Source organism: Streptomyces sp. T12 (genome assembly GCF_028736035.1).
Taxonomy (GTDB): Bacteria; Actinomycetota; Actinomycetes; order Streptomycetales; family Streptomycetaceae; genus Streptomyces.
On record NZ_CP117866.1, the window covers coordinates 463133 to 485208 of the forward strand.

Genomic DNA, 22076 nt, shown 5'->3' on the forward strand with positions numbered 1-22076 from the left:
GTATGGGAGCTCGCCGGTCAGGTCAAGGGGGCTTTTCATGCAGCACGTGGCGACCGAGCCCAGGGGCGAGGAGCTGTCCCTCGCCGAGCGCGCCTACCGCGCCGTCCGCGACCGGCTGGTCATGCTCGAGATCCGCCCCGGCGCGCCGATCAACGAGGAGCAGCTGGCGCAGTCCCTCGGCGTCGGACGGACGCCGTTGCGCGAGGCGCTCAAGCGGCTCCAGTACGAGCGCCTGATCACGACCTACCCCCGACGCGGCACCTTCGCCACCGAGGTCAACATCACCGACCTGGCCCACATCTGCGAAGTACGCCAGGAGCTGGAGCCCCTCGCCGCCGCCCAGGCCGCACGGCGCGCCACGGCCACGGACCGGGCGGCCCTCACGGCACTGCTGCGGGAGCTGGAGAGCGCGGATTCCGGTCGGCACGACGCCGCCGAGCTGATGCACCTCGACCTCCAGGTCCACCGCGCCGTCTACGCGGCCGCGCACAACCCGTACCTGGAGGACACCCTCGTCCGCCACGACAACCTGGCGACCCGCATCTGGTGCCTGTTCATCGACCGGCTGTCCGACATGGCCGGCCACGTCGAGGAGCACGGACCGTTGATCGAGGCGATCGTCGCCGGTGACCCCGACCAGGCGGCACAGCTTGCCCGCGCTCACGTCGAGGGCTTCGAGCGGGCCATTCGCGCGGCCATCTGACACCGCGCCGAGAGGTCTCAGTGCACGGCGCCCCGTAGCTCCTCCCTGCCCGGACGGGGCCTGCCCGCCAGGGTCGTCCACAGATGCGGGGCGATGTCGTCCTCGGGGAGCTGGGCGATCATGTAACGGACGCAGCGTTCGATCTTGACCCGCCACCGGCGGGCCGCCTCGTTGCCGTCGGCGTCGCTCAGGGCGTCGTAGACGGCGGTGTCCTCGTTGGTGATGGTGTCGAACGCCTGGCTGTAGTCCATGTCCAGAACCGTCACGAACATGCGCAGCCGAGCCGTGAGGCGTTCGAAGGTGCGGGCGGCCTGCGGTAGGTCCGCCGTGCGGGCGAGGGCGTCCTGGAACCGCAGATCGACTTCACGTATCCGGACGTGGTCGTGGTCCCGAGCGGCGGCGCGGACCTCCGCCAGAGCCGCCGAGACCGGCGCGAGGTGGTCGGGGCCGAGCATGGCGACGCGGCGGATGAGCAGCGCGCCGAGGCTGGCGCGCAGGGCGTAGAGGTCCAGGACGTCCTTCGCCGTGACGGCGGGGACGGCGGTCGCGCCGCCCGGCAGCAGGTCGAGCATGCCCTCCTCGGCAAGCTCCCGCAGCCCGGCGCGGACGACCCGGCGTGAGACGCCGAGGCGGGCTGCGAGCGGTGCCTCCCGGACGCGGTCGCCGGGCCGGTGGCCGCCCTCGAGGACGGCGTCGAGGACAGCTTCGCGCAGCAGGCCGACGACGGGATCGGTGGTGACGGGCGCGCCGGGCGGAGCGTCGGGGGATGTCATCGCGATCGCCGCGGGGAGGTCCAGTGCGTCGCGTGCGCGCAGGTCCCGGGCGTTCGAGTCGTTGTCACGGCCGCAGATGGCCGGGACGTCGTACGACGGGCGTGGAGCGGCGACCCGGGTGAAGGGTGCCGCGGAGGGGGTCCAGGTGGTGGACCAGGTCAGCAGCGCGTCGCGCAGACGGTGCGGGTCGGGCGGGCTCTCGCGAGGTCGGAGATCGTCTACGGCCCGTATGTGAGCGCGGCGTTCCTCAGCGACGAGACCGGGCGCCAGGTCTGGGACGACGCGTACGGCATCGCGACGCCCAAGCGGTCCTTCAACGTCGCGCTGAACATGTCGAACGTCGTGCACGGCTACGAGCAGGAGCGCCGGCCCGGCAGCAGCATCATGACCTTCTCGCCGGGCAGTCTGGCGCGCGAACTGCTGGAGCACGACGACGACAAGATCCGTCGGATCTACCTCGACGACCTGGACCAGGTGCTGCCCGGCTTCGCCGACAACGTCGTGGAGGCCGAGGTGCAGCGCTGGCCCACGGGTGCGCCGTACTGCTTCCCCGGCCGCGGCAAGCTCCAGCAGACGCTGACGCGCCGCTGCGACCGGGTGTTCCTGGCCGGTGACTACCTCGGCACCCTCTACACCGAGACGGCGATCCAGACCGGGCTGTCCGCCGCGCAGGAGGCACGGAGCCTGCTGGCCACCGAACGGCAGACCACAAGGCGTGACCTGGCCCCGGTGGCCCCGTAAGTCCGCCTTCCCACCCACAGTTTCACCTGAGGAGACTCCAGAAATGTCGTCACAGCTGAGCGGCGTCCTGACCGCCCTCGCCACCCCGTTCGCGTCGGACGGGGAGATCGACGAGAAGACCCTGCGCCGCCTGGTCGACCGCAGCATCGACGGTGGGGTGGACGGCGTCGTCGCCTGCGGGTCCACCGGTGAGTTCGCGGCGATGAGCGCGGCGGAACGACGCCACCTGGTCGAGACCGTCATCGACCAGGCGGCCGGACGAGTGCCGGTCGTCGCCCAGACCGGCGCGCTGAGCACCAAGGAGGCGGTGGAGCTGTCCCGGCACGCGCAGGCCGCCGGAGCCTCGGTGCTGATGGTGGTCGCCCCGTTCTACGAGCCGCTCTCACTCGACGAGACGCTGCACTACCTGCGCACCGTCGCCGATGCCGTGGACATCCCGATCATGCTCTACAACCTGCCCGGGGCCACCGGTGTCAACCTCTCCCCGGACACCGTCGGACAGTTGGCGCGCGAGGTCGAGAACATCCAGTACATCAAGGACACCAGTGCCGACATGGCGCAGGCCGGGCAACTGATCCACCGCTACGGCGACGTCATCTCCACCTTCGTCGGCTGGGACAGCCTCCTGCTGACCGCGGTGTCCGAGGGCGCCGCCGGTGTCATGGCCGGGACCGCGAACGTGATGCCGGCCGAACTCGTGTCGATCCACCGTGCGTTGGTGGGCGGTGAACTCGACCGCGCGCGGGCCGAATGGGCGCGGATCTACCCGCTGATGGACGCGATCATGTCCGCCCCGTTCATCCCGGCGGTCAAGGCCGCCCTGGACGCGGCCGGATTCCCCGTCGGCGGCCCCCGCGAGCCGGTACTCGGCCTCGACGCCGCCACGACCGCCAGGATCTCCTCCCTGGTCGAGGCGCTCCCCCCAGCTGTCGGCGTCTCGGTGACGCATCCAGGCCCTTCCCACCCGACCACACTCAGGGAGTCACTGATCATGACCACTGCCACCGGCCCCACGACGGCCACGGTTCGTCGCGCAGCGCACGCGACACCTCTGATCACCGCGGCCGACCTTCCCCCGGCCCGGCACTTCGTCGACGGGAAGTTCGTCGACGGATCACCCGAGAACGTCATCGACGTGGTCGACCCGAGCAACGAGAGCGTCATCGCCCGGATCCCCGAGGGCACCGCCGAGGACATCGACCGAGCGGTCGCCGCCGCGGTGGCGGCCAAGGGCCAGTGGGCGCGACAGGTCCCCAAGGAGCGCTCAGAGGTGCTGCACGCCATGGCCGACCGGGTGGCCGAGAACGCCGAGCTGCTGGCCAAGTTGGAGTCGGCGAACACCGGCAAGCCGCTCGCCGTGTCGCGGGACGACGTCGGCATGACCGTCGACACGTTCCGCTTCATGGCCGGGGCGGTGCGCGCGGCCACCTCGCCGGCGGCCGGCGACTACGCCGAGGACCACTTGTCGGTCATGCTGCGCGAACCGCTGGGCGTGATCGGCGTGATCACGCCGTGGAACTACCCCCTGCTGATGGCGGCCTGGAAGATCGCGTCGATCCTCGCCGCCGGCAACACCCTGGTCATCAAGCCGTCCGAGCAGACCCCGCTGACCACGCTGAAGTTCGCCGAGCTCGTCGCCGATCTCCTGCCGCCCGGCGTGCTGAACGTCGTGAACGGCTACGGCGCGGGCGTCGGCGCCCGGCTCGCCGAGCACCCGGACGTGAACATGATCGCCCTGACCGGTTCGGTCGCCAGCGGTCGCGCCGTCGCCCGGGCCGCCGCCGACACCCTCAAGCGGGTCCACCTCGAACTCGGTGGCAAGGCCCCGGCCGTGATCTTCCAGGACGCCGATCTCGCGGCGGCCGCGTCGTCCCTGCGCGTCGCCGGCTTCTGGAACTCGGGCCAGGAATGCGGGGCCGCCTGCCGCGTACTCGTCCACGCATCGGTCGCCGAGCGGTTCGTCGAGCAACTCGTCGGCGAGGTAGAGGCGTTGGTCGTCGGGGAGCCGGCCTCCGGCGAGGACGTGGAAGTCGGCCCCATGGTCTCCAAGGCCCACTTCGACCGGGTCACCGGGTACTTGGAGCGTGCGAAGAACGACGGCGTCCGCGTCGCGACCGGCGGCGGGGCCCTCGACGGTCCCGGCTACTTCGTGGCCCCAACCGTGCTGGTCGACGTACCCGAAGGAGCCGAAGTCGCCCGCGAGGAGATCTTCGGCCCGGTGGTCACGGTCGAGACCTTCACCGACGAAGAGGAAGCGGTACGGCGGGCAAACGACGTCCCCCTCGGCCTGTCGGCGTCGGTGTGGACCGAGGACGCCCGCCGCAGCCACGCCGTCGCCGCGCGCCTCGACTTCGGCACCGTCTGGGTCAACTCCCACCTCGTCCTGGCCAGTGAAGTGCCCTGGGGCGGCTTCAAGGGATCCGGCTACGGCCGGGACCTGTCGATCTACGCCCTGGACGACTACTCGCGCACCCAAGCACGTCATGCACAACCACGGGCGCTGACACCGCCCTTCCGAGGACGGCCTGCCCAAGGATCGCTACCGCGCCTACCACGTGGAAAAGGCCCGCGGCGGCGGCGTCTGCGAGGAGCGGGGATCCGGGGAGCGACACATCCTGGGAGGAAATTCTCCCCCCTTTCCCTGCTGCAACCAGTGCCATGCTGGGAAGCATGACGCGCAATGTTCCCCTCAATGAGCTGGGAGAATTCCTCAAGAAGCGCCGATCCGAGCTGAGCCCGCGCACGGTCGGACTGCCGGAGACCGGCGCACCCCGCAGGGTCGCCGGGCTGCGCCGTGAAGAGGTCGCCCAGCTCGCCTCGATCAGCACGGACTACTACACCCGGCTGGAGCAGGGCCGCATTCAGGCGTCCGCTCCCGTGCTGGACGTCCTCGCCCGCGTGCTCCGCCTGGACGACGACGAGCGCGGCTACCTCTTCCAGCTCGCGGGCAAGACCACCACCCGCACCCGGCGCCGCAGCAGGCAGACGGTCCAGCCGCAGCTGCAGCGGGTCCTGGACGACCTCACGGCCACCCCCGCTCTGGTCCAGGGCCGGCGCGGGGACATCCTGGCCTGGAACGCCCTGGCCGCCGCACTCGTCACCGACTTCTCCCGTATCCCGGAAAAGCACCGCAACTATCCGCGGATCCAGTTCACCGATCCGGCGATGCGCACCCTGTACGCCGACTGGGAGACCTCCGCCCAGATCTCCGTGGCGCAGTTGCGGATGGAGGCGGCCAAGTACCCCGAGGACCCTCGCCTGATCGAGCTGGTCGGTGAACTGTCGACGCGGGACAAGCAGTTCGCCCAGTGGTGGGGCGAGCACCGGGTCGCCGCCCGTACCGTGGGCACGAAGACCCTCGATCACCCGGTCGTGGGCGAACTCGTCCTGGACTGGGACACCCTCACCGCCAACACCGACCCGGACCAGCACCTGACCGTCTGGACCGCGGCCCCCGGCTCCGCCACCCACGACCGGCTGCGCATCCTCGCCTCGTGGGCCGCCGACGAGAACCTGCCGGCCTCTTCCTCCCTCAGCTGACACGGCGCCACGACCCGGGTGACAGCCCCCGAACGATGGCGAAGACGAGCGCGACCGCCACGATGGCGCACCGCGCCCGGCTATGTAACGACCCGAGCCGTTTCGGGCGGGAGCCCGGCACGTTCAGGCTTCAGTCCTCGATCGGCTCGTAGTCGAACCAGTCGAAGTGGACGGTTCCGGCCGAGGCGTACGCGCCGATCACCCGGCCGGTGAACCCGCCGGCGACCTCGGTGGACAGGTACCGGCCGTCGAGCGCGGCCAACTCGACGAACGCGCCCTTCGCGTCCTCCACGCCGAGCGAGACCGTGTCCGGTCCCTGGCGCGCGTCGGTGACCTGCCGGGTGGCGGTCACCTCGATCCTGAGCACCACCGGGCCGACGGCCGTCGGATGGGAGGCCACCACGGACCGCAGGGGGCCGATGCGGGCCAGGACCTGCACCTGACCGGGCGTCGCCTCGATCTCGTAGTGGTGCTCCTCGTCGAGACGGACGACCATGCCCCCGCGCCCTTCGGCCGGGTCGACCAGGACCCGTGTGCGGCAGGAGAGATGCTGCTGGCGGCGGCCGACGAAGGTGACCTCGGAATCGTCGAGTGACTCCCCGCGGGCGCGCAGGGTCAGCCAGCCGGCCCGTTCCTTCGTGGTGCAGTTCTGCGCGGGCCGGGAGCGGGGCGAGATCCAGCCGACGGCGAGTTCGCTGAGGTCGAAGTCGTCCCGGACCGGCACGACGGCAGGCTCTTGGAGCGGCCATGGGGGCGCTGCCATGGCGGGTGACACCTCGCCGACGACCGGCCAGTCGTCGACCCAGGTCACCGGAGCCAGGAAGGTCTCCCGGCCGAGTACGTGCCAGCCCGGCGTGCCGCCGTGCGGTCGGACTCCGAGGAACACCATCCACCACGAACCGTCCGGCCCCTGCACCAGGTCCCCGTGTCCGGTGTTCTGGATGGGGTGGTCGGTGCCACGGTGGGTCAGGATCGGGTTGGCCGGGCAGGGCTCGAACGGGCCGGCCGGCGTGCGGCCACGGGCGATCGAGACGCCGTGGCACCGCTCGGTGCCGCCCTCGGCGATGAGCAGGTACCAGTAGCCGCCGATGCGGTACAGATGCGGCGCCTCCGGAGCCTTGGCGCCGGGCGCGCCGGACCAGAGGCGCCGTGGCTCACCGAACGTCTCCCCGGTACGGGGATCGATGCGGACCTGACTGACTCCCGCGACGGTGCACCAGCAGGTGCCATCGTCGTCCCAGGCGAGGTCCGGGTCGATGCCGTGTACGCCGGGCAGCCGGATCGGGTCGGACCAGGGGCCGGCCGGGTCGGTGGCCGTGAACAGCACATTGCCGTCGCCGCTCACGTTCGTGACGATCAGCCAGAAGCGGCCGTCGTGGTAGCGCAAGGTGGGCGCGTAGAGCCCGCCGGACGAGTTGGTGTCGGGCGGCAGACGCAGTTGACTCGGCCGGTCGAGGGCGTTGCCGATCTGGGTCCAGTGCACCAGGTCCCGGCTGTGGAAGATGGGCACGCCGGGGAAGTATTCGAAGCTGGAGCACGCGAGGTAGTAGTCCTCGCCCGCCCGGCAGATGCTCGGGTCGGGGTGGAACCCCGGGATCACGGGATTGCTGATGGGGTTGCCCCTCTCGGGCGTGCTCGACAAATCGAGTCCCTTCATGAGCCGTGAGAGAAAGTGTCGGCCTACACAGCAGAAAGTTTCGCACCGAGGCTAACGATCGGCCCTGCCCGCGGTCAATGGCGCCTCCCGCGTCGTTTCAGCCCTTGGGCGGAGCCGTACTGGCCCGGACCGTCAGGGTCGTCGCGATCTCCAGCCCGACCTGGGGTGCTTCCTCGCCACGGCCGAGCGTGAGCGCCAGCTCGGTCGCCGCCACCGCCATCTCGGTCAGCGGCTGATGGACGGTGGTCAGAGGCGGATCCACCCAGGCGACGACCGGCAGGTCGTCGAACCCGACGACACTGAGGTCGTCGGGAATGCTCAGGCCGGCCTCGCGCGCGGCCTGGTAGACGCCGAGCGCCTGCAGGTCGTTGGCGGCGAAGATCGCTGTGGGGCGGTCGGGCAGGGCAAGCAGGGCACGCGCCGCGGCGCAGCCGTCCTCACGGGTGAGCCCGGCGTGCACGATGATCTCGGGATCGGCGGGCAGTCCGGCGGCCTGCAGCGCGGAGCGGTAGCCGTCCAGCCGGGCGGAGCAGCACAGTTGGCCTTCGGGGCCGCTGATCATCGCGATGCGGCGATGGCCGAGTTCGGCGAGGTGACGGGTCGCGGTCCGGCCGCCGGACCAGTTCGTGGCGCCTACGTACGGGACGTCGTCCGGCAGTTCCATGATCGGGTCGAAGACGACGAACGGGATCCCCTTCGCCGTCAGCTGCTCGCGCTCGGCCTCGGAGAGCTGCGCCACGGACAACACGCAGTTCGGACGCCGGGAAACCGTGTCCTCCCAGGTCGGCTCCTTGCTGTCGTGCAAACCGAACTCGGACACCATGACGCCGACGCGGTGCCGGCGGGCCACCCGCTCCACACCCCGGATGATCTCCACCGCCCACATGTCCTTGAGCTCGCGGAACACGAGCTCGACGACGTTGCTCCGGTTGGACCCGGCCGGTTTGCGGTAGCCGTAGCGGTTGATCAGCTCCTCGACCCGGGCGCGCGTGTCCGCCGACACCCCCGACTTTCCGTTCAGCACCTTGGAAACGGTCGGAACCGAGACCCCCGCCGACTCGGCGATGTACGCGATCGTCACCGACTTGGGGGCGTGACGCTCCTTGCGCTCCCGATCCGCCGCTCCATCTGCTGCGTTGTCCGCCAACGTGGCCTTCCCCGGTTGAACAGCGTCGTACTGGTGTGCCGGGTCATTCTCGCATCTCCTACCGACGAACCTGTGGCCCCGGACACATCTTCATGTTAATTTCTCCGCCGCGCACAGCGAAAGTTTTCCTCACTGGCTGACACCTCAGACGGCTTGCAGCCCCGGGCCGGCCCCACCGGAAGGTGCATGTGATGACGACGCGACTGGCAAGATTCCTTCCTCGACGACACCGATCGTCGCGCTCCCCGCGGAGACTGGCAGCACTCCTTCTGGCGATCGCCCTGCTTCCGCTGGTGCCCGCCACCGCCGAGGCCGCCGACCCGCCACCGCCCAGCGCCCCGGCCGCCCGCAGCGCGGTGGCGGCCATGCAGCCGGGCTGGAACCTGGGCAACACCTACGACGCCATCCCCGACGAGACGTCCTGGGGCAACCCGCCCGTGACGCGGGAACTCCTCAAGAAGGTCAAGTCACAGGGCTTCAAGAGCATCCGCCTGCCCGTCACCTGGGGCACCCACCAGGGCGCCGCGCCCGGCTACCCGATCGACCCGGCCTGGATGGCCAAGGTCAAGCAGGTCGTCGACTGGGCCATGGCCGAAAACCTGTACGTGTTGCTGAACATGCACCACGACTCATGGATGTGGGTCAACAACCTCTCCACCGACCACGACGCCGTCCTCGCCCGGTACGAGGCCACCTGGACCCAGATAGCGGCGGCGTTCCGCGACGAGCCGTCCAGGCTGGTCTTCGAGAGCATCAACGAGCCGACGTTCAGCAACACTTCCGGCGACGACCAGAACTACCGACTGCTGGCCGAACTCGACCGCGTGTTCCACCGGATCGTCCGAGCGTCGGGCGGCGCCAACACCAACCGCCTGCTCGTCCTGCCCACCTTGTACACGAACTCCGACCAGGGCCGGCTCGACGCCCTGGCCGCCGAACTCACGGCTCTGCGCGACCCCATGATCGCCACGACGATCCACTTCTACGGCTGGTGGCCGTTCAGCGTGAACATCGCCGGCTACACCCGCTTCGACGCCACCTCGCAGCAGGACCTCATCGATCAGTTCGACCGTGTGTACAACACCTTCACCGCACACGGCATCCCGGTCATCGTCGGCGAGTACGCCCTGCTCGCCTACGACCACAACCGCCCCGGCATCATCGAGCGAGGTGAGCAGCGCAAGTACTTCGAGTTCCTGGGCAACTACGCCCGCGAACGCAGGCTCACCACCATGCTGTGGGACGCCGGCCAGTTCCTGAACCGCAACACCCTGCAGTGGCGCGACCCCGAGCTGTTCGGCCAGATCAAGTCGAGCTGGAGCACCCGGTCGGGCACCGCCTCCAGCGACCTGGTGTTCCTTCCGAAGTCGAGCCCCGTCACGAGCCAGACGCTCACCCTGAATCCCAACGGCACCAATTTCCAGGGGCTCCGGCACGGCAACCGCGACCTCGTGAAGGGCAGGGACTTCACCGTCTCCGGCAACCAGCTCACACTGACGGCCGCCGCGCTCACCGAACTGGCCGGCGACCGGAGGTACGGAGTCAACGCGACGCTGGAGGCCAGGTTCTCCCGCGGTGTGCCGTGGCGGATCGACGTGATCACCTACGACGCCCCGGTGCTGTCGAACGCCTCAGGAAGCACCAGCGGCTTGACCGTTGCGACCCGGTTCCGCGGGGACATGCTGGCGACGATGGAGGCCAGGTACGACGACGGAAGCAACGCCGGCCCGGCGAGCTGGACCTCCTACCAGCAATGGGACTCCGCCTTCTCGGCCTACACCGGCGACTCCATCAAGCTGACCGCCGAGTTCTTCAACTCGCTCAAGGACGACTCCCGGGTCACGCTCACCTTCCACTTCTGGAGCGGTGCCTCAGCGACCTACTACGTCACCAAGTCGGGAAGCACGGCGACCGGCACGCCCGCCTGACCTCAGCTGCCGGCGCGTAACCCCGCCGAGGACATCGACCGGAGCCTGGACGACACGGTCGCGTTCCTCCGGCGGGGTCAGGCGCCATGAGCACAACGAGCCAGCGGAGCCTGCTCGTCAGCCGGTACGAGCCGGACGTCAGCCGGTACGTGGCCACACCGTCCGCATGCCCGACGAACCGCACACCGTCCACACGAGCCAGCGGGGTCCGCCCCTCGCGCACGGAGTCGGCCGAGACGGCCGGAAGGCGCAGGGTTGCCTCGCTGTTCTCGGGCACCAGCACGTCGTACGAGAAGGTCGTGCCGTTGCCGCCGAGCGTCCACTCGCTCCTGATCTCGCCGTACGGCGACTCGTGCGAGCCCACGACGTGCGTGATCCTCCCGGTCGGATCGATGTGCGGCTGCAGGACGAAGTGCTTGAAGCCGGGGCTGTCCGGGTCGCGTGCGATACCGGCCATGTAGGCGTACATCCACTCCATGACGGCGCCGTAGGCGTAGTGGTTGAAGGAGTTCATGCTGACCGGGCCGAAGCCGGTCTCCTTGGAGTAGGAGTTCCAGCGCTCCCAGACCGTGGTGGCGCCGTTCTTCACCGAGTACAGCCAGGACGGCAGCGCGTCCTGGTGCAGCAGTTCGTACGCCAGGTCCGCACGCCCCTCGTCGGTGAGGACGGGGGCGAGGACGTTGACGCCGAGGAAGCCCACGGAGAGTGTGTTCTCGGCGTACCTGACCCTCCTGCTGTTGGGGTGTGCCGCCTTGTAGGCCGCGTCGTTGCCGATGTTGTCGGCCAAGTGGCCTACGAGGGTGCGGCGTTGGGCCTCGGTGTCGTAAAGGCCGAGCTTCAGCACCCACAGCAGGGCCGATTGGGTGTTGTCCTCGGTCTTCTGGTTGGGGTCGGAGCCCGGTTCGATCGGGGAGGCGTCGCCGAGGCTGGACTTCACCGTGACCGTGCCGCCGTCGGTGCTGAGGTACTTCGTGATGAACGCCTTCTTGATGTCGCCGAAGAGCTGCTCGTAGGTCGCGGCCTCCGTCGGGCGGCCGACGGCTCGGGCCATCTGCGTCATCAGGAGCACGTCGCCTCCGCCGTGCCGACGGTCGTGGTCGGCCGCCACGGGCATTCCCCGGTGTACGACACCGTCGCGGACGACGACGTGGCGGGCGCGGCGCTGGTCGTCGGCCACCTCGCCGAGCTCGGGCACCGCCGGATCGCCCACATCGAGCACCACGAAACCGACCCGACGCGCATCGCCGAGATGCCGAACGCGCAGCGCGCCGACGGCTACCGGCGGGCCATGCGGAGCCTCGGCCTGGACGAGGAGATCGACGTCGTCTCCACCAGCTACACGCAGCAGGGCGGATACGAGGGTGCGAAGAGCTGCTCGCACGTCCCCGCCGACCCACGGCTGTCTTCGCGGGCGCGGACATGGTCGCCATGGGATTACTGGAGGCGGTGGCCGAGGCGGGGCTGTCGGTGCCTGGTGACCTCTCGGTGGCGGGCTACGACAACACGAGCGTCGACCAGGCGGGCCGTGAGATCGGCCGGAACGCCGCCCGTCTCCTCCTGGAGCGAATCACCGACCGCGGCAAGCCGTCGGTCCAGGTCAAGCTGTCACCCGCCCTGGTGGCACGCCGCACCACGGCTCCACCACCGGCGTCGTCCGCCGACGACACCTGATCTCCGCTGTCGGCGGCCGGGAAGCCCCGCATGGCGCCCGCGCCCGCCCCGACTGGAGCACCGGCGGCAGCGCCTTCGGCTCGGTCGACCGTCCCTCGGTTGTGACGGACGATCGGAGGGCGTCCCCCTCAAGGCTTACGGCCCACCTCAAGGCTTACGGCCCAAGGTCTTGGTGTGCTGCCCACCCACCCAGAATTGCTGCGTATGCGCGAGGCTGCGGGTTACAGGCCACGGGCGGTGATGTCGCCGTGCTCGGTGCGCAGCGTGACCGTGCCGCGAACCGCCTCAGCGATGTCGAGGTCGCCCTTCTGGGTGCTGATCTCGGCGGGGCCGCCCAGGCGGCCGACCGAGACGTCGCCGGCCCGGAGTTCGGCGGCGGCCGCCTTCGCCTCGACGCGGGAGCCGGCCGGCAGCTGGACCGTGACCTCGACGGAACCGAAAGCGCCGAGGATCCGGTTCTTCGCCGCCGGGGCCTCGATCCGCAGGACGCCGTCGCCGTACGCGACCTCGATCTGCTCCGCCGCCTTCACGCCGCGGCCCTTCGAGGCGTCCGCGGGCCGGACCTCGACCGTGGTGTCGGCTCGGTCGGCGGCGATGAACTGGATGCGTCCCGCGGGGATGTCGAGGACGGCGGAGACCGGGGCGGGGGTGTCGAACTTCTGCATCGCGCGCCGCGTCCGGTGTGATGGATCCCTCACCGCACCCCTGACCGAAAGGGTCGCTCCGCCCCCTCACCAGGGCCGATGGTGGGCGACATGAACGATCACCGCATGGCACCCGTCAGTGAGGAGGCCGGTGAGGTCCGCCGTTTCTGGGGCCGACTCGGTCTTCCCGGGCTGATCGACGTCCACACCCACTTCATGCCCGAGCCTGTCCTGCACAAGGTCTGGGACTACTTCGACGCCAACGGGCCGCTGATCGGTGGGCTGGAGTGGCCGATCACGTACCGGAAGGAGGAGGTGGTGAGAACGGCTGTGCTACGGGAGTTCGGCGTCCGGGCCTTCACCGCGATGCTCTACCCCCACAAGCCCGGCATGGCCAGGTGGCTGAACGGATGGGCGGCCGACTTCGCCCGCCGCACCCCGGACTGCCTGCACACCGCCACCCTCTACCCCGAGCCGGACGTCGATACGTACGTCCGCGAGGCCGTCGAGGCAGGCGCGCGCGTGTTCAAGGCTCATGTACAGGTGGGAGCGTACGACCCGGGCGACGAACGTCTCCAGCAGGCATGGGGAGTGCTGGCCGAGGCCGGGATCCCTGTGGTGATCCACTGCGGCTCCGGGCCCGCGCCCGGCAAGCACACCGGCCCCGAGCCGATCGCGCGGGTGCTGGCCCGGCACCCGAAGCTGCGGCTGATCGTCGCGCACATGGGCATGCCCGAGTACGAGGAGTTCCTCGACCTCGCCGAGCGGTACGACCAGGTGCGGCTGGACACGACGATGGCGTTCACCGACTTCGCCGAGGGATTCATGCCGTTCCCGCGTCGGGGCCTGCCCAGGCTCACCGCACTCGGCGACCGCATCCTGCTCGGCTCTGACTTCCCCAACATCCCCTACCCCTACCTGCACCAGCTCCACGCCCTGGAGCGGCTGGGTCTGGGAGAGGCGTGGCTGCGGGCCGTGTGCCACGACAACGCGGCAAACCTGTTCGGCCTGGAACAGCATTTCGGCCTGTAACAGCATCACGACCCCATACCCCGAGGAGTCCTCCCATGTTCCGCGGCCTCAGCGCCTTCCCCCTCACCCCCACCACCGAAGACGGCATCGGCGAGAACGCCTTCCGCGCTCTCGTCTCCCGCCTCGCCGCCGCAGGCGTCGACTCCGTCGGAGCCCTGGGCTCCACCGGCGGCGGTGAGTGTTTTTGAAAGGAGTGCGAGCATCCGCAGTCGGGGTGGTCGAAGTGTCCCCACCCTTACAAGATCCGGTATCGGTCGGCGGCCGGGAAGCCAGGCGAAGGCGGAGCGGATCGCCAGGTGCGGGGCGATGCGGTTCGAGGAGTACGCCGGCGAGTGGAAGGCCGGCCAGCGGGACCTGGGGCCGGCCTCCGTGGTGCACCTGGAGTCGCTGCTGAACATCCACCCGCTGCCGCTGCTGGGCAGCCGGCGGATGAACACCTTCGACCACAAGGTGGTCGAGGGCTTCCTCCAGAGCATGGAACGTAACGGGGTCGGCTTGGCCGCCCAAGCGAACGCCTTCGACAAGCTGAAGGCGATCCTGCCGGATACAAACCGGCTGGGGCTGTTCGCCGACAACCCGGTGGCCGGGTGAAGCCGCCGCAGTGCGACCCCAAGCGGGTTGTGATCCCCTCCCCCGAGCAGCTGCGTGAGATACGCACCGCCGGCGATGACAGCTTCCTGCTGGTCGCCGATCTGATGAGCGGATGCGGCATGCGCAATGGCGAGTCGTTCGCAGTGAACCTCAACAACATCGTCGCCGACGACGTCTCCGCATCACTGAGAAGGTCAACCGGACCACCTGCCAGTACGAGCGTCTCAAGCACCGCAAGGTGGGCGAGTACCGGGACGTGCCCCTGCCGGCCCGGGTGCGGCAGACCATCGAGTGGCACGCCGCCAAGCACGGCAAGAAGGCCGACCGGGTCGACATCCCCGACGGGTTGGTCGTCTACGGCCTGAGGCACTTCCTCGCCTCCGACTGCCTCACCCACGCATTCCCATCACCGACGTCGCCGTGCACAGGTCCGGCCTGGGTGCCGCCGGGCCCGCCTGCCCGAGGCGCTATCACGACGACCCCCTCCCGGACGGCTGCGGGAGGGGGTCGAGTGAAACAGCCCGCTGCGGGCGGCCGCCTACTCGCCGCCGCCGGAGAGCTGCTGCTCCAGCTTGCGGGCCCGCTGCACCACACCGGGCTTGACCCGGCGGCTCTCCAGGGTCTGGGCGAGACCGCTCACCAACTGCGTGGCTGTCTCGCCCTTGCCCTGCTGGTCGAGTGACCGGGCGATGTGCTCGATGTTGCGGGCCAGACGGATGTGGCCGAACGTCTCCGCGGCGGCGTTCAGGTCTCCGTACGCCTGCTCTGCGCGCTGCCGACCCGACTCGAGGTCGGCCGTCGTGACCTCCAGGCGCGGACTCCTACCATCGCCACCACCCTGCATGACCTTGCCAGGGACGGTCTCCGCCAGCGCCAGGCAGGCGGCGGCATGCTTGGCGACGGCCTCGTCGGGAATCCGCTCCACGACCTCGCGCATCACGTCGTTGGCTCCGTGCAGCACCCGGCTTCCGCCCAGCGCCAGCACGCGTCCCACGGCGTCCGTGCAGACGTCGTCCGCCAGCCGCTCCTGCTCACGGCTGGCCGGGCGCTCCACCCGGAGCATGAGCGGCGCGGCCATGACCTGTCCGTCCGAGGCGCCGGCGACGGAGGCCGCTGAGCCGCCGGCGGCCGTGCGCAGCGCGGCGTACACGCGGTACCTGCCGGGTTCGGCGATCTGCCAGCCGCCGAGTCCGGAGCTGAGCACGATCTGCCCGTAGAGTGCCTCGCCGGGCTGCAGCACGACGGGTTCGGGACGCATGCAGTACTTCAGGTACGGCCGGTGCATCCGGGCCTCGGTCTCCCCCTCGCGCTGGATGACGATGCCCAGGTCGTCGCCCATCAGCTTGTTGCGGTCGACCATCACCGGGTCGGTGGAGGTGTTGGCCAGCTTCAGCTCCCCGATGACCGGCTCGAGCATGCCGTAGCGGTACGCGCCCTCGTGGTCGCGGTTGCGGCTGACGCGGAGCGAGAGCGTCAGAGGGCTCGGGGCGGAGTACTGGCGGACCTGCTCGAAGGCGTGGTGGTCGAACCAGGGGATGTTGCCCATCTGGACGAACCGCTCGGGTGCGTGCCGCAGGAAGCGCAGCTCGTTCTCCGAGAAGAAGTACCGGAAGTCGGAGAAGAACGCCTGCGGACCTCCGGGCACCCGGAACGGGTAGTTCATGAAGCTGCGGGACTCGGGCTCATCGAGGAGCGGAATCCATGCAGTCCCTCGCGACTTCTGCCAGGCGTGCGCGAGATTGAAGCAGTGCCCGATCTCGTGTACGGCCGTCCAGAAGCGCATCCGGCGGGCGAACGCCTCGGGTGCGGGGTCGTTCGGCGGCAGGTCGGAGATGAACGAGTCGGAGAAGATCGCGCAGCCCTGCCGCTGGGCGGTGCCGATGTCGTCGAACATGATGCCGCCGAGGCTGTGGGGAGTGAAGTCTTCGCCCGGCTCGTGCAGGCCCGCGAACAGCGTCCACACCTGCCACTGGGCGACGCCCTGCCCACCGGGCCCCGGCCTCCACTCGGACCAGTGCTGCTGCATCGCGTCGTGCATCTCGATGTCGGACCACTTGTCGTCCACGGAGGCCGAGCGCGGAATCACGTTGCCGCCACCGGTGCGGGTGACCTTGATTCCCTGCCGGGTGAAGGCGCCCTCCACCGTGAGGGTGATGTCGGGCAGCCCGTCGGGCCGCACGGGGTGGTCGTGCAACGCGTACGCGTCGGTCTGCTCGGCACCCTCGACGCGGTCGAACTCGATTCCGACCTCGCGGAACGCCGACCGCGCGAAGGTGTAGCCGAGGACCAGGTCGGCCGCGCCCGGGCGGCTGAAGGTCACCCGTGCAGCGAGCGGCTGCAGCGGCGGGCTGCCGGTGAGCTGCACCCGGATCGAGCTGGCGGGGCGCAGGGAGGCGTTGCCGTCGCGGTAGCTGATCGCGCCGGTGTACGAGCCGTCCGGCTGCTTGGTCACCTTGGCCATCCAGGTGAGACCGCCGGTGATGAGCCGCCATATGCGGCCCGAGACGGTCATCGTGGGGGCCTGCCCGTCCACGTCCACCCGCAGTTCCTCGAACAGGCCGAGGGCGGCACCGGGCGGGATCGTCTCGGCCTGCGGCTGACCGGCCTGGGGCTGCTCGACAGCGATCGCGTTCTCGTCGGGGAGGGCGCCTGCCGGCCTTGCCGCACCGGTCGGCCGCACCTCCGGCGCGAGCATGCCGGGCATCGTGGGTACGTCCTGCACGACCTGCATGCCGTCGTGGTCGGGGGTGGGGACGACGGGCAGGTCGGTGCGGACGTACACGCCGCTGCGCTGGACCAGGAGGGCCGCGGCCGGCGCCCCTGGCTGAACGCCGGCCGCCGTGTCCCAGCGGTCCTGGACGCCCTCGGCGTACGGGCCCGAGCCGTACCCGGCTCGTTCCCGGCCGTCCCCGGCAAGGCGGGAGATCTCCTCGACGACGGCGCGGACGAGCTCGTCGAGCCCACTCGCCGGGCGGTGCTGCTGTGTGGTCATGCCGACCTCTCCTCAGCCCGGGCTCCGTTGCCCGGGCGTGGTGGTAGAGCGGAAGGGGTGGGTGTCCGGCCGCACGGCGCGCGTGGTGCGCGTGGTGCGCGTGGTGCGCGGTCTGCGGGCGTCCGGCCTGCCGACATTTGCCTGCCGGATCAGGGCAGGGCGCTGCGACGGTCGGGATGCCTGAGCGCGATACGGACGGCTGCCGAGCCGGCCCGGAGCGTGCGCCTCGTCCGGTTGCGCCGCCGGGCGCACACGCCTGCCGTTGGAGAGCCGGACCCTTCAAGTGGAAGCCCGATCACCCCGGTTCGCAATTCGAACGCGTCCGATCAAGCCCGTCCTGGATCGCCTCGCCCGGCAGACGTGCCGGTCACACGTAACCGGGGAGATCTCCACTCGCACGGACGGTCAGGCGGCCATCGGCGTCGAGGTCGACCAGCACCGCCTTGCTGACGGTGGTGTCGATCTCCACGCTCTCGCGTGGCCCTCCGTGGACCGAGACCTCCACCGTGATCCCGCCGTCCCGTACCGGGACCTCGATGGAGCGGGCCAGGCCGATCTGCCGTCTGGTGTGCACCGAGGGGTCGTCCAGGACGACGGTTCCGTCCACGGTGACCACGACGTGCTCGCCCTGGAAGTCCTCCTGCAGTGCGATCCGAAGCACGCTCATGGCTCCGCCTCACTTCGTCGGCCCCCCGACAGGCTTCTGACGCCCCGACGATACGGCGACCAGCCCCGCACGACCTCCCGAAGCCGACCCGCCCGGCACAGGCGGCGTCTCCGCCCCTACCGAACCCTTGGCGCAGAGTGTCGCAGGATCCGCGCATACGCCCCCCACGACGAGGGCGCAGAACACCCGTCCACCGCCACCTACGCCGCCGGCAAGGTCGCCGCCACCGGTGAAGGGCTAGCTCAGGCACGGCAATTCACCCGACGCCACATCGTTCGTCGGGGCCTGGTGGAGGTGGTCGACGACGTGGTCACCGTGGTGGGGGAATCAACCGCCAACGCGGTGCGGCACACGGCCCCGGCGGCGGACGGTACGGCGCCGGCGGTTCCGTGCGTATCCCGTTCAAGCGGCACCGCTACCGGCCGAAGCTGTCGCGTCGGCAGTAGGCCCTGGTGATGAGTTTTCGCGCCCGCGCCCGTCACACCTACGACAGGACACGACGAGGCGGAAGGATGACGTGATGAGTGCGGACACGCGGCTGGAGGAGCTGGGCGTGAGCGATCTGGGCGAGGTCGACGAGCCGACGTTCACGGGGCTGGCGGAGCGGCACCGGCGGGAGCTGCACGTGCACTGCTACCGGATGCTCGGGTCGTTCGAGGACGCCGAGGACACCGTGCAGGAGACGTTCCTCCGTGCCTGGCGGCGGCGGGAGACCTTCGAGGGGCGGTCGACGTTCCGGGCCTGGCTGTACCGGATCGCCACCAACGCCTGCCTGGACCTGCTCGCCAAGTACCGCCCGGAGCCGGCGACCGGCGGCGAGGTGCTGTGGCTGCAGCCCTACCCGGACCGGCTGCTCGACGAGCTGCCCGCGGGCGACGCGGAGGAGCCGGAGACCGTGGCCGTCGCGCGGGAGACGATCGAGCTGGCGTACCTGGTCGCGGTCCAGCACCTCGCGCCGCGCCCGCGGGCCGTGCTGATCCTGCGGGACGTGCTCGGCTGGCCGGCGAGGGAGGTCGCGGAGCTTCTCGGGGACTCCGTCAACTCCGTGAACAGCGCGCTGCAGCGGGCCCGCGCCGGCATGCGGGAGCATCTGCCCGCCGAGCGGCAGGACTGGACCGGCGGAGAACGGGACGCCGGGACGCGCGAGCTGGTGCGCCGCTACACCGACGCCAGCGTGGCCACGGACATCCCGGCGCTCGCCGCGATGCTGCGGGACGACGTGCGCTGCTCGATGCCGCCCACACCCGGCCTGTACGTCGGCCGCGACGCGGTGGTGAACGACTGGGTCGAGAGCGGCTTCGAGGGCATGAAGGGGCTGCGCGCCGTCTTCACCTCCGTGAACCGGCAGCCCGCCGTCGCCTTCTACCTCTGGCAGCAGCGGGAGGACGCGTACCTGCCGCTGACGATCGACGTCCTGCGCGTCACCGGCGGGGCGATCACCGAGATCGTCACGTTCCACGACGACCAGTTCCCGCGGCTCGGGCTGCCGGAGCGCCTGCCGGCGGACGGCACGGAGTAGTGCCGGTGCGGACGCTCGCGGTGCGCGGTGGCGCGCGCATCGCGGTGATCGCGGCGGAGTGGTACGACGACGCGTTCGGCGTCGTCACCCGCGGGCGGGTGCAACTGGAGCTGCGCGATGGCGAGCCCGGGCCCGTCCTCGGACGCGGCGCCGGCTTCTGGCTCCGCGGCACCGGCGTCCGCGCCCTGCGGAACCCCGGCCGTCGCACGGCGAGGGTGCGCATCGTCACCCCCAGGGCCAGGACCGTGGCATGCCAGTCAACGCACCCCGTACGCCAGTTACCGGATGACAGAGGAGCGACATGAACAGCTTGAATGACACCGGGGTCGTCGCGGGCCCGGCATCGGGCCGGACCAGCCGCACCCACCGATTCCGCGGGCTCGTCGGCACAGGCTTCCTTGCCACGCTCGCAGCGATGGTGGCCACCACCCTCGCCGCTGCGCTTGCCCAGGTCGTCGGCGTCGACTTCGAGGTCCCCGATGGTGGCGAGACGATCCCGTTGTCCGGGTTCGCTGTGCTGACCGGCTTCTTCTCGGTCGTGGGCATCGTCATTGCCGTCGCTCTTCTTCGTTGGAGCGCTCGCCCCGCCAAGCCATTCGTGTGGACGGCGGTGTCGCTGACCGCGATCTCATTGGTCCCGCCCCTCCTGTCCGGGGCCAACACCGCCACCACCACCGCCCTCCTCGGGCTGCACCTCGTCCCTGCGACGGTGATGATTCCCACCCTGGCGCGGAGCCTGCGCACCCGGACCGATTGACGATCCCGTAACGGGACAACGCGCGGCGCAAGTGCGTGCGCGAGCGCGCTGACGTGGCCCCCGGATTCGGCCCCTGCGCGGCGGCTTGAGCCGGGATCTGACCCTCTCTCGGGTCGACATCAGGCTCAAGCCGCGCCAGGACGCGCTCGCAGCCGAGCCCTGACTCGATCGCCGGCCAGGTCAGCATTGGTCCGGACGCCACCGAATCTGCATACGCCTACGCAGGCACTGAGTGCCCGTTTCCGATATCGCTGAAGTGATCTCGGGAGAGCCCTAGCCTGGTGGTGTGGCCGATGGTGCCGGCCGGGTACCTGCCCGGTACTGCCCGGCCTGTGGCGAACGGCTTCGGCCGGACGCCGGCCCGAGGGTCCGGTTCTGTTCGGCGGTGTGTCGTTCCAGGCAGTGGCATCAGGCCCGCCGGGTGCGGGCGAGGCTGGTGGCCCTGCGGGATGTCCGGGATGCCGCGGAGTGTCCGTCGTGCGGGAGCCGGTGGACGCCGGGGTGGAGCATCCGGCCGGGACGCTCCACTGCTCGCCGCGGTGTCGTACGAGGGCCTGGCGGCAGCGACAGGCAGCGTCCGGAACAGCGTCACAGTGACGCTGACACGAACGCTCCTCCTGCCCAACTCCTTCCGATTTTGGCCGAGTTGATGTCAAGACTTGTTGCCGATCTCGGGGCGGGTGAACGCTCCAGTCGAGCAAAGGGCCGTGGGTCTCTTCGCGGTCCTGAGCGCCGCACCCGGCCCCCGTCAAAGGGGTGGGATCAAGATGCCCACGAACGTCGGCCAGGTCACCCGGCAGTCTGTTATGACGAGATGGTCGCCTCGGACCGTCAGCTGGTCGCCCAGATCGGGCGGGCCATGTTCACGATCGGCGACCACGCCCTGGAGATCGAGCCCATGCGCTCGAAGGGCGGCTCCGTCCCGCACAGCGACGAACTGTTCGGGGTCAACACGTCGCTCCAGATATACGCAGACGACATCGGCTTAGCGTTGAGCACCGTGCTCAACTACCGCTTCACCTCGCACCGTTGGCCGTCCCGTCATCGTCGTGAGGGCGTCTCCCACAAGGTTCACTCGATACTCGCCTCGGTCCAGGACGACACCAAACGGTTCGAGGCGATCGACCGGCCGCCGGTCGACGACGTCACGGGACTGCGGCGCTGGACGACCAACCTCGCCCAGAAGCACATCGGCCGGCGCCCGGACCGGCCGGGGACGGTCCAGGAGAAGGTGGATCGCATCCAGGACCTGGCCGTCGACGAGGACGTCGCCGTCGCGGTGACGCGCGATGTCCTGCGCCGTCCGGCGGTTGCCGCCCGGCTGATGAATGAACCCGCCACCCGGCAGGCCGTCACCGAGGCCCGGAAGCCCGAGCACCGTGCGGAGACGGTGCATCACCTGGTCAAGGACGACGTCACCGCGGCGCAGGTGGCCTCCGAGGTGCTGCGGCGTCCCGAAGTCGCCTCGCGGGTCGCCGCCGACGACACGGCCCGGCCTTATGTGAACCGCGCGCAGGCCGACCGGTCCCGCCAGCAGGCCGTAGCCTTCCGCCGCGAGTCACCGGTCGGACCGGCCGTGCCGAAGATGCGCGACCGCAGTTGGGCGGGCGACGAGCACGAGGTGCTGATGTCCAACATCGCCCGCGCTCGCGCGACGCTCGACTGGATCATCACGCCGACCGTGCCCGGGACCACGCGTGATGCACCCGCCTGA

At 70.2% G+C, this 22076-nt stretch carries 17 protein-coding genes and 4 pseudogenes; 14 read left to right on the plus strand and 7 right to left on the minus strand.

The window, feature by feature from the left end:
- Positions 1-37 precede the first annotated feature (37 nt).
- A complete protein-coding gene (locus PBV52_RS02110) occupies positions 38-703 on the plus strand; it encodes a GntR family transcriptional regulator (protein ID WP_274236538.1) in 666 nt (221 codons plus the stop codon).
- 17 nt (positions 704-720) lie between these two features.
- On the opposite strand, the gene PBV52_RS02115 is transcribed toward PBV52_RS02110, so the two are convergent.
- Complete coding sequence (locus tag PBV52_RS02115) at positions 721-1476, minus strand: GntR family transcriptional regulator (RefSeq protein WP_274236539.1); 756 nt, start codon at positions 1474-1476, stop codon at positions 721-723.
- A gap of 231 nt (positions 1477-1707) precedes the next feature.
- On the opposite strand from PBV52_RS02115, the gene PBV52_RS02120 reads away from it, so the two are divergent.
- From PBV52_RS02120 to PBV52_RS02130, 3 genes are read left to right on the plus strand one after another with little or no spacing between them, the layout of a single operon-like run.
- Positions 1708-2217 (plus strand): FAD-dependent oxidoreductase, encoded by a 510-nt coding sequence (locus tag PBV52_RS02120; protein ID WP_274236540.1) that lies wholly within the window; start codon positions 1708-1710, stop codon positions 2215-2217.
- 43 nt (positions 2218-2260) lie between these two features.
- Positions 2261-4891 carry an aldehyde dehydrogenase family protein gene (locus tag PBV52_RS02125; protein ID WP_274236541.1) on the plus strand — a complete coding sequence of 877 codons (2631 nt, stop codon included), beginning with the start codon at positions 2261-2263 and terminating at the stop codon, positions 4889-4891.
- Positions 4876-5757, plus strand: a complete 882-nt coding sequence (locus tag PBV52_RS02130; protein WP_274236542.1) for a helix-turn-helix transcriptional regulator — start codon at positions 4876-4878, stop codon at positions 5755-5757. The genes PBV52_RS02125 and PBV52_RS02130 overlap by 16 nt, the downstream gene beginning before the upstream one ends.
- A gap of 130 nt (positions 5758-5887) precedes the next feature.
- On the opposite strand, the gene PBV52_RS02135 is transcribed toward PBV52_RS02130, so the two are convergent.
- Positions 5888-7414, minus strand: a complete 1527-nt coding sequence (locus PBV52_RS02135) for a glycoside hydrolase family 43 protein (RefSeq protein WP_274236543.1) — start codon at positions 7412-7414, stop codon at positions 5888-5890.
- Positions 7415-7511: 97 nt separating this feature from the next.
- The gene (locus PBV52_RS02140) at positions 7512-8561 is read right to left on the minus strand and encodes a LacI family DNA-binding transcriptional regulator (protein ID WP_306801415.1); all 1050 of its coding nucleotides are present in this window, start codon (positions 8559-8561) and stop codon (positions 7512-7514) included.
- A gap of 191 nt (positions 8562-8752) precedes the next feature.
- Here PBV52_RS02140 and PBV52_RS02145 point away from each other — a divergent pair, with 191 nt between their 5' ends.
- Positions 8753-10489: a cellulase family glycosylhydrolase gene (locus PBV52_RS02145; RefSeq protein ID WP_274236544.1), complete on the plus strand. Its 1737-nt coding sequence runs from the start codon at positions 8753-8755 to the stop codon at positions 10487-10489.
- A 103-nt stretch (positions 10490-10592) separates the two neighbouring features.
- On the opposite strand, the pseudogene PBV52_RS02150 reads toward PBV52_RS02145, so the two are convergent.
- Positions 10593-11552, minus strand: a pseudogene (locus PBV52_RS02150) (alpha-L-rhamnosidase C-terminal domain-containing protein); the annotation flags it as partial.
- A 224-nt stretch (positions 11553-11776) separates the two neighbouring features.
- Here PBV52_RS02150 and PBV52_RS02155 point away from each other — a divergent pair.
- Positions 11777-12160, plus strand: a pseudogene (locus tag PBV52_RS02155) (substrate-binding domain-containing protein); the annotation flags it as partial.
- Positions 12161-12387: 227 nt separating this feature from the next.
- On the opposite strand, the pseudogene PBV52_RS02160 reads toward PBV52_RS02155, so the two are convergent.
- Positions 12388-12825 (minus strand): annotated as a pseudogene (locus PBV52_RS02160) (hypothetical protein); the annotation flags it as partial.
- 90 nt (positions 12826-12915) lie between these two features.
- Between PBV52_RS02160 and PBV52_RS02165 the strand changes: the two are divergent.
- From PBV52_RS02165 to PBV52_RS02175, 3 genes are all read left to right on the plus strand, one after another.
- On the plus strand, positions 12916-13836 hold the full coding sequence (locus PBV52_RS02165; RefSeq protein WP_274236545.1) for an amidohydrolase family protein: 921 nt from the start codon (positions 12916-12918) through the stop codon (positions 13834-13836).
- Between the two features lie 35 nt (positions 13837-13871).
- Positions 13872-14024: a hypothetical protein gene (locus tag PBV52_RS02170; RefSeq protein ID WP_274236546.1), complete on the plus strand. Its 153-nt coding sequence runs from the start codon at positions 13872-13874 to the stop codon at positions 14022-14024.
- A gap of 118 nt (positions 14025-14142) precedes the next feature.
- Positions 14143-14427: a hypothetical protein gene (locus PBV52_RS02175; RefSeq protein ID WP_274236548.1), complete on the plus strand. Its 285-nt coding sequence runs from the start codon at positions 14143-14145 to the stop codon at positions 14425-14427.
- A gap of 538 nt (positions 14428-14965) precedes the next feature.
- Here the strand turns inward: PBV52_RS02175 and PBV52_RS02180 are convergent.
- Positions 14966-17419: a hypothetical protein gene (locus tag PBV52_RS02180; protein ID WP_274236549.1), complete on the minus strand. Its 2454-nt coding sequence runs from the start codon at positions 17417-17419 to the stop codon at positions 14966-14968.
- A gap of 367 nt (positions 17420-17786) precedes the next feature.
- The gene (locus tag PBV52_RS02185; protein WP_274236550.1) at positions 17787-18086 is read right to left on the minus strand and encodes a hypothetical protein; all 300 of its coding nucleotides are present in this window, start codon (positions 18084-18086) and stop codon (positions 17787-17789) included.
- Positions 18087-18451: 365 nt separating this feature from the next.
- Here PBV52_RS02185 and PBV52_RS51560 point away from each other — a divergent pair.
- The 5 genes and pseudogenes from PBV52_RS51560 to PBV52_RS02205 all read left to right on the plus strand — a co-directional run.
- A pseudogene (locus PBV52_RS51560) lies at positions 18452-18529 on the plus strand (IS5/IS1182 family transposase); the annotation flags it as partial.
- Between the two features lie 77 nt (positions 18530-18606).
- On the plus strand, positions 18607-19605 hold the full coding sequence (locus PBV52_RS02190; protein ID WP_274236551.1) for an RNA polymerase subunit sigma-70: 999 nt from the start codon (positions 18607-18609) through the stop codon (positions 19603-19605).
- Positions 19605-19910 (plus strand): hypothetical protein, encoded by a 306-nt coding sequence (locus tag PBV52_RS02195; protein WP_274236552.1) that lies wholly within the window; start codon positions 19605-19607, stop codon positions 19908-19910. The genes PBV52_RS02190 and PBV52_RS02195 overlap by 1 nt, the downstream gene beginning before the upstream one ends.
- The gene (locus PBV52_RS02200; RefSeq protein ID WP_274236553.1) at positions 19907-20362 is read left to right on the plus strand and encodes a DUF6069 family protein; all 456 of its coding nucleotides are present in this window, start codon (positions 19907-19909) and stop codon (positions 20360-20362) included. Before PBV52_RS02195 ends, PBV52_RS02200 begins: the two co-directional genes overlap by 4 nt.
- Positions 20363-21176: 814 nt before the next feature.
- Positions 21177-22076, plus strand: a complete 900-nt coding sequence (locus PBV52_RS02205; RefSeq protein ID WP_274236554.1) for a DUF6192 family protein — start codon at positions 21177-21179, stop codon at positions 22074-22076.